Genomic DNA, 12,172 nt, shown 5'->3' on the forward strand with positions numbered 1-12,172 from the left:
CTAACCAGAAGTCACCGACGGGTTCTCCGCAGGCCACGGGTCCCGCACGTCACCGGGGGAATACCTCGAAGGCCACCGCGGGCCTCCCGCCGAACCGCTCGCCCACGGTGCGGGCGTACCCGGTGAGGAATGCGCGGGCATAGGTCTCCGGGTCCTCCTGCGTCAGTGCCTCGATATAGGTGCGGTGCTCCAGGAGGGAGGCGACGGCGCGATCGAGGCCGGGGCCGGCGTCGACCGCGTGGGTGGGGCTGGAGGAACCGGCGACGGCGACCCAGCGGACGCCGTCCCAGGGCTCCAGCCCCTGTTCGACGAGTTCGGGGAAGATCCAGCGGTTCCCCGCGTCCCCGGCGGCGTCCAGGGTCGCCCGGCCCACGGCCACATGGTCGGGGGTGTTCCAGGCCACGCCGCCCCAGGTGTCGCGGTGGTTGAGGGTGATGAGCAGTTCGGGGCGGTGGCGGCGGACGGCGGCCGCGATGTCCCGGCGCAGCGCGGGCCCGTACTCGACGACGCCGTCCGCGTGGTCGAGGAACTCGACCTCCGACACGCCCACGACGGCCGCGCTCGCCCGCTGCTCCCGCTCCCGCAGCGGGCCGCACCGCGCGGGTTCCAGCGTGTCGATGCCCGCCTCGCCACGGGTCACCAGGACGTACGCGACCTCACGGCCCGCGTCGGTCCACGCGGCGACCGCCGCCGAGCACCCGTACTCGAGGTCGTCCGGGTGGGCCACGACGGCGAGAGCCCGCCGCCAGTCCTCGGGCATGGGCGCGAGCTGCTCCGGCTGAACCGGCTGAAGGTCGGTCATGTCAGCACATTAGCCCCTGGGCACCGGCTCCGCGCGAAGCAGGCCCGCGCCCCCACCGTCCCCCGAACTCCCCTTCATCACCCGGTACATGCCGATCGAGTCGTGCGTGGCGGTGTCGGCGAAGCCGAACTTCTCGTAGAGGAAGCGGGCGGGGCCGTCGGCGATCAGGGAGACGTAGGCCGTGGCGGGGGCCCGGCGTTCCAGTTCGCCGGTGAGCGCGGCCATGATGCGCTTGCCGAGACCACGGCCCTGGTGGGCGGGGTGCACGCAGATGTCGACGATCTGGAACGCGGTGCCGCCGTCGCCGATGACCCGGCCCATCCCGATGGGCTCCCCCGCGTGCCGGAGTATCACCCCGTGCCAGGTGTGGGGGAGCGCGACGGCCACGGCCTCGGGGTCCTTGTCGGAGAGACCGGCATCGGTGCGCAGCCGGCGGAAGACCTCGACGGAGGGCACACCGACACTCAGCTCGTAAGGGTCATCATGGCTAGTCATGCATTACATGTTAGGCGGTGGCGCCGACGTCACATCTCGTCCCGCGTGAGCGCCAGCAGGCGGTCCAGCACCCTCGGGCCGCCCGCGCGTACGCCGTCGTGTTCGAACTCGTCCGTGACCCAGGTGCGCAGGCCCCGGATCGAGCGGGCCGTCCGCAGGGAGTAGGCGGTGTCGACGTACATGTCGTCGTGGTAGATCGCGGCGGCAACCGGGACCTCGTTGGCGGCGAGTCGCTCCGGGTCGTACAGGGGGAGCCAGCCCCGTTCCTCGGCCAAGTCCTCGGCGGTTTCGCGGAGGGGGCGCAGGGCGGGGTCGTTGTCGAACATCCAGGGGTGCACTGACTCCCCGGTGAACAGCAGCGGTTCGTCGCCGGTCAGTGTCTTGGCGGCGTCGAACTGCGGGAGCCGCCCGCGCACCCGCTCCGCCGCCCAGCGCGTGGGGCCCGGGTCCTGGCCGTAGATGGCCTCGTGCAGGAGGGCGTAGAGGGGGTGGCCGGCGTACGACAGCAGGCCCTGGACCTCCTCCTGGAAGGAGTCGGAGAGGGCGGGGCCCCGCGGGGTGCGGACGAAGGCGTCCTCCAGCAGGAAGTGCAGCCGGTGGCTGCCGTCGCCGCGGCCGAGGAGGATGCCGAGGGACTGGAACGCCTCGACGGTGAAGCGGTAGCCGTTCGGCAGGACGACGTCGTGCTGGAGCAGGTGCTCGGCGATCTGCCGGGCCCGCTCGACGTCCTGGGGGTAGCGGGCGTAGTGCGCGGCGACCTTGCGTTCGATGCGCGGGAACGCGGCCTGGTAGACCTCCTCGGCGGTCGCGTCGAGGGAGGGCAGTCCGCCGGTGATGACGACCCGGTCCAGGCCCTCGGGCGCCTCGGAGAGATAGGTGACCGCGCAGAAGCCGCCGAAGCTCTGGCCGAGGACGGCCCAGGGGGCGCCGCCGGTGATCTGTGGGCGGATGGCCTCGCAGTCGCGGACGATGGAGTCCGCGCGGAAGTGGGCCAGATAGTCGGCCTGTTCGACGGGGCCGCCGCGCAGCGGCAGGGTCTGGCGGTTGGCGGGGGTGGAGGCGCCGGTGCCGCGCTGGTCCAGGAGCAGCACGCGGTAGTCGTCGAGGGCCCGTCCCAGCCAGGCCTCGCGGCCGACGAAACGGTTCGCCCCGAAGCCGGGGCCGCCTTGCAGATAGACCAGCCAGGGCAGTTCGGCGTCCGCCTTGTCGCTCGCGACGACCTCGCGCGCGAAGAGTTCGATCCGCTCCCCCGCCGGGTCGTCGTGGTCGAGGGGGACGGTGAAGCGGCGGTCGGTGAGGACGACACCGGGCTGCCGGTAGCTGACGGACAACAGGGCTCCTTGAGCGGACGGATTCCAGGCCGTGATCCAGTCCAGCACAGATTCTCCGCCCGGCCGACCCCGTGGATCAAGAAATTCCCGCTGAACCGGGGATCAGTACCGCGGCCGCCCTCGGTGCGCGGCTACTGGGCGGGCGCTCAGCGCGCCGAGAGGCTGGAGCGCCGCACCACCAGTTCCGGCTGGAGGACGACCCGCCGGTGCTCGTGCGGGACGGGCGCGGTCTCGGCCTCGGTCTCCTCCAGCAGGAGCTCGGCGGCGAGGGCGCCCATGGTGACGGCGGGCTGCCGTACGGAGGTGAGGGGGACGGCCGCGGCGGCGGCGAACTCGATGTCGTCGTAGCCGACGATGGCGAGGTCGTCGGGGACGCTCACCCCGGCCGCGTACATGGCCTGGAGCACGCCGAGGGCGAGCAGGTCGTTGGCGCAGAACACGGCGGTCGGGCGGTCGGCGAGGCCGAGGAGGCGGGCGCCCGCGTCGCGGCCGGCGGCCACGTCGAGGCGCTCGGTGGGCAGTTCCCGCAGGGCCTCGGGGCCGAGGCCCGCCTCCTGCAGGGCGCCCAGGGCGCCGGTACGGCGGTCGCGGACCTGGTTGAGACCCGCCGGTCCGCTGACGTACGCGATGGAGCGGTGACCCGCGTCCACCAGATGGCGTACGGCGAGGGCACCGCCCGCGACGTCGTCGACGGAGACCGAGCACTCGGTGGTGCCCTCGGCCACCCGGTCGACGAGGACGAAGGGGATGCCGTGGCGGCGGAACGCCTCGATGTTGCGTCCCGTGGCGTCGGCGGGGGTCAGCAGCACCCCGCGCACCCGCTGCTCGGCGAAGAGCGAGAGGTACTCGGACTCCTCGCCGGCGCTCTGCGCGCTGTTGCAGACCATCACGCCGAGTCCGGCGTCGCGCGCGGCCCGCTCGGCACCGCGCGCGACGTCGACGAAGAAAGGGTTGCCCATGTCGAGCACGAGCAACCCCATGATGCGGCTCCGCCCGGCCCGCAGCTGACGCGCCGACTCGCTGCGGACATAGCCGAGTCGGTCGATGGCGGCCAGCACACGGGCCCGGGTGCCGGAGGCCACCGAGTCGGGCCGGTTGATGACGTTCGAGACCGTGCCGACGGAGACTCCGGCGGCGGCGGCGACGTCCTTGATACCCACCGACTGCGACATCGGACGGGGACCTCCAGGAAGGTACGGAGCGGCGGGCATACGTTCACATTACCGCCGGGCCTGAGGGGAAATGGCCCGGTCAGCGACGGAAACGTGGCCGTCGTACGGTCGTACGACGGGTCAGGCGGGCAGGGCGAAGTCGATCACTCGGAGCGCCGACGGTGTGGTGCCGCTCGACTTCACCTGGTACATCACGGACAGGGCATTGTCCTGGGCGATCCGGCTCTCGTCGAACACGACCTCACCGAAGGCGTTGAGCCCGGAACCGTCGAACAGGATCTGCCAGTCGGTGTGCCCGGAGGCCACCGAGGCGCCGGCGATCCGGCCGAACGGGAAGATCGCGTAGGCGTTGTCGTACTTGTCCATGACCAGCTTGGTGCGCTGGCTGGAGTTCAGCGGCACCGGTATCTCGGTCTTCGCCCAGGCGCCGGAGGCGCTCTTGCGGACGAGGAAGGCGCGGCCGTTGGCCGTGCGGTTGGCGACGTAGTTCGTCGTGCACTGGCCGAAGCGGCCCGGGACGTAGCTGATGATGGCGTGCGGGCGGCTGGCCGAGTCGGTCCACTGGCTCTCCTGGTTCATCAGGGAGTGGTCCGGGTTGAGCGCGTCCACGACGAGGCCCGCGTCGGTGACGGAGACCCGGTCGGAGCCGCCGGTGGCGCCGACGACGGTGCCCGCGTTGTTGCGCCAGGTGCGGCCGCGGTCGTCGGAGTAGACGTAGCCGGTGTCGTGGTTGGTGATGCCGCCGCTGTTGCACATCACGCTGTTGCTCTGCTCGCGCCAGGTGAACATGGCGTGCAGGCGCCCGTTGCGGTCGTAGTCGATGCCGTGCAGGTACATGTTGCGGGCCGTCGAGGAGCCGTGCTCGCTGGTGTAGGTGCCGGTGGAGGACGTCCACTCGCCGAGGTCGGTCCAGGAGGTGCCGTTGTACTCGGCGAGGGCATTGCGGCCGTTGCCGGAGATGCCGGCGCGGTAGCTCAGCTGGAGCTTGCCGTCGGGCATCGAGACGAACTGCGGGTAGGTGAACTGCGAGGTGAGCGCCAGCCCGTCGAGGGTGGACTGCGGGGCGCCGAAGCGGCTCGTGGTCCAGCTCAGGCCGGCCGGGTTGTCCATGAGGCCGGCGACGGACTTGACGTAGGTGAAGCCGTCGCTGTGCGAGTCCATGTTGAGGTGGAGACGGCCGTCGACCTTGGAGACGCCCATGGAGATGACGTTGTGGGAGTCGTTGTAGCGCAGCGTGTGGCCGACCCTGACGGTGGACCAGGTGCCGGAGCCGAGGACGCGGCGGCCGACGACGGCGTTGCGGTCGGCGGTGTACCAGACGGCGTACTGGTAGCCCTTGTAGGTGAGCAGGGCGTTCTTCTGGAACGCGTTGTTGTTGACCAGTCCGTCGTAGGAGACGAAGTAGATGGCCTGGCTGTCGAGCAGGGTGTTGCCGGTCTGGGTGACCGAAGGGCCGGGATCGGCGGCACGGGCGGTGGCGGCGCCGAGGGCGGGGGCCACCACGGCGCCCGCGAGTGCGGTACCGAGCAGCGTACGTCTCTTCATCTCTAGGACTCCGTTGTCGAACGACGAGGGTACGGGAGGGGGTCGGGCGCCGGGGACGCGTGACACGGGCCGGGGATTCAGGCGAGGTGGAAGACCTCGGTGAGCGGCTTCATGGCCTCGTCGGGCCGGGCGCCGTCGAGGGACTCGAAGAACGGCGCCATCTCCTTCTGCCAGCGGGCGTTGACCTCGGCGCCCTCCATGCCGGCCAGCGCGGCCTTGAAGTCCTCGGTCTCCAGGTAGCCGACCAGCAGGCCGTCGTCGCGCAGGAAGAGGGAGTAGTTGTGCCAGCCGGTGGCCGAGAGTGCTTCGAGCATCTCCGGCCACACGGCGGCGTGCCGCTCGCGGTACTCGTCGATCCGGTCCTGGCGGACCTTGAGGAGGAAGCAGACGCGCTGCATGAGATACCGCTCCTGGGGGGTGAGGGGGGTGGCGTGACTCGCGTGCGGAGATCAGAAGTCGAACTTGTCGATGTTCTCCTTGTCGAACACGGTGGGCTTGCCGAGGCTGATGACGCCGTCCTTGCCGATGGTGTACTCGCCCATGTCGCCGGCGGTGAAGGTCTCACCCTCCTTGCCGGTGATCTGCCCGGAGACCAGCGCCACGGCGGTACGGGCAGCCAGCTCGCCGAGCTTCGCCGGGTCCCACAGCTCGAAGCCCTCGACCGTGCCGTCCTTGACGTACTTGCGCATGTCGTTCGGGGTGCCGAGGCCGGTCAGCTTGACCTTGCCCTTGTACTTGGAGCCCGACAGGTACTGGGCGGCGGCCTTGATGCCGACCGTGGTCGGGGAGATGATCCCCTTCAGGTTCGGGTACTCCTGGAGCAGGCCCTGGGTCTGCTGGAAGGACTTCTGGGCGTCGTCGTCACCGTAGGCGACCTTGACGAGCTTGATGTCCTTGTACTTGGGGTCCTTGAGTTCGTCCTTCATGAACTCGATCCAGGTGTTCTGGTTGGTCGCGGTCTGCGCGGCCGACAGGATCGCGATCTCGCCCTTGTACTCGATCTGCTCGGCGAGCAGTTGGACCTCGGTGCGGCCCAGGTCCTCGGCACTCGCCTGCGAGACGAAGGCGTTGCGGCACTCCGGCTTGGTGTCGGAGTCGTAGGTGACGACCTTGATGTCGTTGCTCATGGCCTGCTTGAGCGCGGTGCACAGGGCGCCCGGGTCCTGTGCGGAGACGGCCATGGCGTCGACCTGCTGTTGGGTGAGCGTGTTGACGTAGTTGACCTGGCCGGAGGTGTCCGTGGCGCTGGACGGGCCGACCTCCTTGTAGCTGGAGCCCAGTTCCTTCAGGGCCGCCTCGCCGCCCTTGTCGGCGGAGGTGAAGTAGGGGTTGTTGACCTGCTTCGGCAGGAAGCCGACGGTCAGGCCCTTCTTCAGTTCGGCGTTCGGGTCTGCCTTGCCGGTGGCCGTGGCCGAGGCGGAGTCGTCCTTGACGTCGCTCTTCGTGGTGCCGCCGCAGGCGGTGACGGCGAGGGCGAGGGAGGTGACGGCGGCGAGCGCCGCACACGAACGCCGGAGGGTTGCCTTGCGCATGAGAGGTCCTTCGATACGGAGGGGCGGACGGGTGAGCGGTACGGAGTCGGCGGTGGGGGCCCAGCCGTTCACGGGGCTGGAGTGGGCGCCTTGGTGGCCGGCACCGAGGCGGCTCTGCGGCCGGCCCTGGCGACGGAGATCTGGCGTGCGACCCGGGGGCCGAGCACGGAGAGGACGAGCAGGACGCCGGTGACGACGATCTGCGACTGGGCGGAGACGTCCTTCAGGCTCATCACGTTCTGCAGGGTGCCGAGCAGGAACACGCCGGCGATCGCGCCGCCGAGCGTTCCCTTGCCGCCGTCGAAGTCGATACCGCCGAGCAGCACGGCGGCGACGACCGAGAGTTCGAGCCCGGTGGCGTTGTCGTAGCGGGCGCTGGCGTAGTGCAGGGCCCAGAAGACGCCGGTGAGGGAGGCCATCAGACCGGTCACCGTGAAGAGGATCAGCTTCTGCCGCTTGACCCGGATGCCGGCGAACCGGGCGGCCTCCTCGCTCGCCCCGGTCGCGAAGACCGAGCGGCCGAAGGGGGTGGCGTGCAGGGCGATCACGGCGATCACGAGCAGGACCAGGAAGGGGATGAAGGCCTGCGGGACGAAGCTGTCGCCGATCCGGCCGGCCGCAAATTCCAGGTACTGGGTGGGGAAGTCGGTGACCGCGTCGGAGCCGAGGACGATCTGCGCGATGCCCCGGTAGGCGGCGAGGGTGCCGATGGTGACGGCGAGGGAGGACAGGCCGAGCTTGGTGACCAGCAGGCCGTTGATCAGTCCGCAGACCACACCGAGGGCCAGACAGATCGGGATGATCGTCTCGATGGTCATGCCCTGGTTCCACAGGGCGCCCATCACCGCGCCGGAGAGACCGGCGGTGGAGGCGACCGAGAGGTCGATCTCGCCGGAGACCACGAGGAGGGTCATCGGGAGGGCGACCAGCGCGATCGGCAGGGTGTTGCCGATCAGGAAGGACAGGTTGAGTGCGTTGCCGAAGCCGTCGACGGTGGTGAAGGACAGCAGGAGCACGACGATGAGGAGGGCGCCGACGGCGGAATCCCACCTCTTCACGGCGGACCAGCGGGCGGCGCGCGACAGCGTGGAGTCAGCCATGGCGGGCGTTCCTCTTCTTCAGAGCGGTCGCCACCCGGACCGCGACCACCCGGTCCACGGCGATGGCGAGGATGAGCAGGATGCCGTTGATCGCGAGCACCCAGACCGAGCTGACGCCGAGGGCGGGCAGCACGCTGTTGATGGAGGTCAGCAGCAGGGCGCCGAGCGCCGCGCCGTAGACGCTGCCGGAGCCGCCGGTGAAGACGACGCCACCGACCACGACCGCGCTGACGACGGTGAGTTCGTATCCGTTGCCGGTGCTGGAGTCGACGTTGCCGAAGCGGGCCAGGTAGAGCGCGCCGGCGAGGCCGGCGAGGGCGCCGCAGAAGGTGTAGGCGATGAGGATGCGCTTGCGGACCGGGATGCCGGCGAGGCGGGCGGCCTCCGGGTTGGAGCCGAGCGCGTAGAGCTCGCGGCCGCTGCCGAAGTGCTTCAGGTAGTACGCCGTGGCCACCAGCACCGCCACCGCGATCAGGGCGAGATAGGGCACGGCGTGGATGCCGCCGGAGCCGAAGTCGATGAACCCGTCCGGGAGTCCGGAGGCGACGATCTGCCGGGAGCCGACCCAGATGGAGTCGATGCCGCGGATGATGTAGAGCGTGCCGAGGGTGACGACGAGGGCGGGCACCTGGCCGAGGCTGACGAGCAGTCCGTTCAGCAGGCCGAAGCCGACGCCCGTCAGGACCGCCAGGAGCACGGCCACGACCGCGTTGCCGCCGCCCTGGAGGTACGTACCGGCGGCGAAGGCGCTGATGCCGAGGGTGGAGCCGACCGACAGGTCGACGTTGCGGGTGATGACGACCAGTGACTGTCCGACGGCGACCAGCACCAGGATGGTCGCGTTGAGCAGCAGGTCCTTGATGCCCTGCTCGGTGAGGAACTCGCTGTTGCCCAGCTGGGTGACGACGATCATCACCAGGAAGACGACCAGGATGGCGAGTTCACGCATCTTGAAGACACGGTCCACGAGCCGGGTGCCGCTGGACCTGGGCACCTCGGCGACGGGAGTGTTCTGAGGGGCGGTCACCGTCATGCGGCGGCCCTCCCGGTGGCTGCGGCCATCACGGATTCCTCGGTGGCTTCGGAGCGAGGGATCTCGGCGGTGAGCCGGCCCTCGTGCATCACGAGCACGCGGTCGGCCATGCCGAGGATCTCGGGCAGGTCGGAGGAGATCATCAGCACGGCCACGCCGTCGGCGGCCAACTGGCTGAGCAGGCGGTGCACTTCGGCCTTGGTGCCGACGTCGATGCCGCGGGTGGGCTCGTCGACGATCAGTACCTTGGGGCCGGTGGCGAGCCACTTGGCGAGGACGACCTTCTGCTGGTTGCCGCCGGACAGGGTGTTGACGGTGTCGGCGATCCGGGCGTACTTGACCTGGAGCTTGACGGCCCAGTCGAGGGAGCGGCTGCGCTCGGCGCCCCGGTCCATCAGGCCCGCCCTGACGGTCGTACGGAGTCCGGTGAGGCCGATGTTGCGCTCGATGGACATGTCCATCACCAGGCCCTGGGCGCGGCGGTCCTCGGGGACCAGGGCGAGCCCGGCGGCCATGGCGGTGGAGGGGGCGCCGTTGGTGAGCGCCTTGCCGTCGATGTCGACCTCGCCGGCGTCCCAGCGGTCGATGCCGAAGACGGCCCGTGCGACCTCCGTGCGGCCGGCGCCGACGAGACCTGCCAGGCCGACGATCTCGCCCCGGCGGACGTCGAAGGAGACATCGGTGAAGACGCCCTCGCGGGTCAGCCGGCGCACGCTCAGCGCGACCTCGCCCGGCTCGACCTCCTGCTTGGGGTACAGCTCGTCCAGGTCGCGGCCGACCATGCGGCGGACCAGGTCGTCCTCGGTCATGCCGTCGAGCGGTTCGCTGGAGATCCAGGCACCGTCGCGCAGGGTGGTGACGCGCCGGCAGATCTGGAAGATCTCCTCCAGGCGGTGGGAGATGAAGAGGACGGCGGAGCCCTGCTCCCGCAGGGTGCGGACGACACCGAAGAGCCGGGCCACCTCGCTGCCGGTGAGGGCCGCCGTCGGCTCGTCCATGATCAGGACGCGGGCGTCGAAGGAGAGCGCCTTGGCGATCTCGACGATCTGCTGGTCGGCGATGGACAGGCCGCGCGCGGGGCGGTCGGGGTCGAGCTCGACACCGAGCCGCCGCATCAGCGCGAGGGTGGCCGCGTGGGTGGCCTTGTGGTCGATGCGGCCGAGGGTGCGCCGCGGCCGGCGGCCCATGAAGATGTTCTCGGCGATCGAGAGGTCGGGGAAGAGCGTGGGCTCCTGGTAGATGACGGCGATGCCCGCGTCCCGTGCGTCGGCAGGGCCGTGGAAGACGGTGGGCTCGCCGTCGAGAAGCACCTGACCGGAGTCCGGTCGGTGCACCCCGGCGAGGCTCTTGATCAGGGTCGACTTGCCCGCGCCGTTCTCCCCGGCGAGTGCGTGCACCTCGCCCGCAAACAGTTCGAGGGACACGTCCCGCAGGGCGCGTACGGCGCCGAAGGACTTGGAAACGCCCTTCAGCGCGAGAACGGGGGCCGGACCCGTGTCGGACGGGTGGGTCATAGGGGCTCCTCGACGACGGCCTGTGGCGGGCGGAGAGGCTGCCCCACTGCGTCGTGAAAGGTTTCAACTAGGTTGCCGGGACGTTAGGCACCCCACGCAGGTCACGTCAATGGGTCGCGGTCGAAATTCTTTCGACAGAAGAGGTCGCGACCCGGTCACGGAGAACGGTGTTGACCTGAGGGGTTGACAGTCCGGCGAGCCGCTCATAGTTTCCGGTGCTGAATCGTTTCAGACATCGAAGCCGGTAGGAGCCCTGACGTGACCGAGCTCGCCGCGGTGAAGGCCGCCCTCAAGACACAGGCCGTCGAGACGCCGTCGTGGGCGTACGGAAACTCCGGAACCCGCTTCAAGGTGTTCGCCCAGGCGGGCGTCCCGCGCGATCCCTGGGAGAAGCTGGACGACGCCGGCAAGGTCCACGAGTTCACCGGCGTGGCACCGACCGTGGCCCTGCACATCCCGTGGGACAAGGTGGAGGGCTCCGGTGGATACGCGGAGCTGGCGAAGCACGCGCAGGAGCGCGGCGTGAAGCTGGGCGCCGTCAACTCCAACACCTTCCAGGACGACGACTACAAGCTGGGCAGCATCTGTCATCCGGACGCGGCGATCCGCCGCAAGGCCGTCGACCACCTGTTGGAGTGCGTCGACATCATGGACGCGACCGGGTCGCGCGATCTGAAGCTGTGGTTCGCGGACGGGACGAACTATCCCGGCCAGGACGACATCCGCGGGCGCCAGGACCGGCTGGCCGAGGGGCTCGCCGAGGTCTACGAGCGGCTCGGCGACGACCAGCGGATGCTGCTGGAGTACAAGTTCTTCGAGCCCGCCTTCTACACGACCGATGTGCCGGACTGGGGCACCGCCTACGCCCACTGCCTCAAGCTCGGACCGAAGGCGCAGGTCGTGGTCGACACGGGCCACCACGCGCCGGGGACCAACATCGAGTTCATCGTGGCCACGCTGCTGCGCGAGGGGAAGCTCGGCGCGTTCGACTTCAACTCGCGGTTCTACGCCGACGACGACCTGATGGTCGGGGCCGCCGACCCGTTCCAATTGTTCCGGATCATGTACGAGGTCGTGCGCGGGGGCGGGTTCACTCCCGAGGTCGCGTTCATGCTCGACCAGTGTCACAACATCGAGGCGAAGATCCCCGCGATCATCCGGTCGGTGATGAACGTGCAGGAGGCCACGGCGAAGGCGCTGCTCGTCGACGGGGACGCGCTGCGCTCCGCCCAGCGGGCCGGGGACGTGCTGGAGGCCAACGCCGTCGTGATGGACGCGTACAACACGGATGTGCGGCCGTTGCTGCGGGAGGTGCGGGAGGAGATGGGGCTGGACCCCGATCCTCTGGGCGCGTACCGGCGGTCCGGGTGGGCGGCGAAGATCGTGGAGGAGCGGGTGGGGGGAGAGCAGGCGGGGTGGGGAGCGTGACCGCTGCGCTGGGCTGAAGCCGATGCCGCGTTTCGTCTGCCGGGTCACTGCCGGTTGCGGGCCGCGGGCCGGTTCGTGGCTGGTCGCGCAGTTCCCCGCGCCCCTGAAAAGCAGGGGCTGCGCCCCGTGCTTTTCATCCAGCAGCCCCGCCGCCTTCCAGGCCCGCAGGGCCTGGGTTTTCAGGGGCGCGGGGAACTGCGCGAGAAGTCCCACTCACCCG

Annotated in this window: 11 protein-coding genes; 1 reads left to right on the top strand and 10 read right to left on the bottom strand. The window is 70.1% G+C overall.

The window, feature by feature from the left end:
• Positions 1-49: 49 nt before the first annotated feature.
• From ACZ9QC_RS02985 to ACZ9QC_RS03030, 10 genes are all read right to left on the bottom strand, one after another.
• The gene (locus ACZ9QC_RS02985; RefSeq protein ID WP_472918667.1) at positions 50-802 is read right to left on the bottom strand and encodes a PIG-L deacetylase family protein; all 753 of its coding nucleotides are present in this window, start codon (positions 800-802) and stop codon (positions 50-52) included.
• 9 nt (positions 803-811) lie between these two features.
• Complete coding sequence (locus tag ACZ9QC_RS02990) at positions 812-1,297, bottom strand: GNAT family N-acetyltransferase (protein WP_472918668.1); 486 nt, start codon at positions 1,295-1,297, stop codon at positions 812-814.
• Positions 1,298-1,326: 29 nt separating this feature from the next.
• Positions 1,327-2,628: an alpha/beta fold hydrolase gene (locus tag ACZ9QC_RS02995; RefSeq protein ID WP_472918669.1), complete on the bottom strand. Its 1,302-nt coding sequence runs from the start codon at positions 2,626-2,628 to the stop codon at positions 1,327-1,329.
• A 146-nt stretch (positions 2,629-2,774) separates the two neighbouring features.
• Positions 2,775-3,800, bottom strand: coding sequence for a LacI family DNA-binding transcriptional regulator (locus tag ACZ9QC_RS03000; protein WP_472918670.1), 1,026 nt, complete (start codon positions 3,798-3,800; stop codon positions 2,775-2,777).
• A 120-nt stretch (positions 3,801-3,920) separates the two neighbouring features.
• Positions 3,921-5,345 carry a BNR repeat-containing protein gene (locus ACZ9QC_RS03005; RefSeq protein WP_472918671.1) on the bottom strand — a complete coding sequence of 475 codons (1,425 nt, stop codon included), beginning with the start codon at positions 5,343-5,345 and terminating at the stop codon, positions 3,921-3,923.
• A gap of 77 nt (positions 5,346-5,422) precedes the next feature.
• Positions 5,423-5,743, bottom strand: a complete 321-nt coding sequence (locus tag ACZ9QC_RS03010; RefSeq protein WP_472918672.1) for an L-rhamnose mutarotase — start codon at positions 5,741-5,743, stop codon at positions 5,423-5,425.
• A 51-nt stretch (positions 5,744-5,794) separates the two neighbouring features.
• Positions 5,795-6,877 carry a rhamnose ABC transporter substrate-binding protein gene (rhaS, locus tag ACZ9QC_RS03015; RefSeq protein WP_472918673.1) on the bottom strand — a complete coding sequence of 361 codons (1,083 nt, stop codon included), beginning with the start codon at positions 6,875-6,877 and terminating at the stop codon, positions 5,795-5,797.
• Positions 6,878-6,945: 68 nt separating this feature from the next.
• Positions 6,946-7,977, bottom strand: a complete 1,032-nt coding sequence (locus tag ACZ9QC_RS03020) for an ABC transporter permease (RefSeq protein WP_472918674.1) — start codon at positions 7,975-7,977, stop codon at positions 6,946-6,948.
• A complete protein-coding gene (locus tag ACZ9QC_RS03025; protein WP_472918675.1) occupies positions 7,970-9,010 on the bottom strand; it encodes an ABC transporter permease in 1,041 nt (346 codons plus the stop codon). The genes ACZ9QC_RS03020 and ACZ9QC_RS03025 overlap by 8 nt, the downstream gene beginning before the upstream one ends.
• Complete coding sequence (locus ACZ9QC_RS03030; protein WP_472918676.1) at positions 9,007-10,524, bottom strand: sugar ABC transporter ATP-binding protein; 1,518 nt, start codon at positions 10,522-10,524, stop codon at positions 9,007-9,009. The genes ACZ9QC_RS03025 and ACZ9QC_RS03030 overlap by 4 nt, the downstream gene beginning before the upstream one ends.
• A 258-nt stretch (positions 10,525-10,782) precedes the next feature.
• Between ACZ9QC_RS03030 and rhaI the strand changes: the two genes are divergently transcribed.
• A complete protein-coding gene (rhaI, locus tag ACZ9QC_RS03035; RefSeq protein ID WP_472918677.1) occupies positions 10,783-11,952 on the top strand; it encodes an L-rhamnose isomerase in 1,170 nt (389 codons plus the stop codon).
• Positions 11,953-12,172: the final 220 nt, after the last annotated feature.

Source organism: Streptomyces sp. HUAS MS02, from assembly GCF_055702265.1.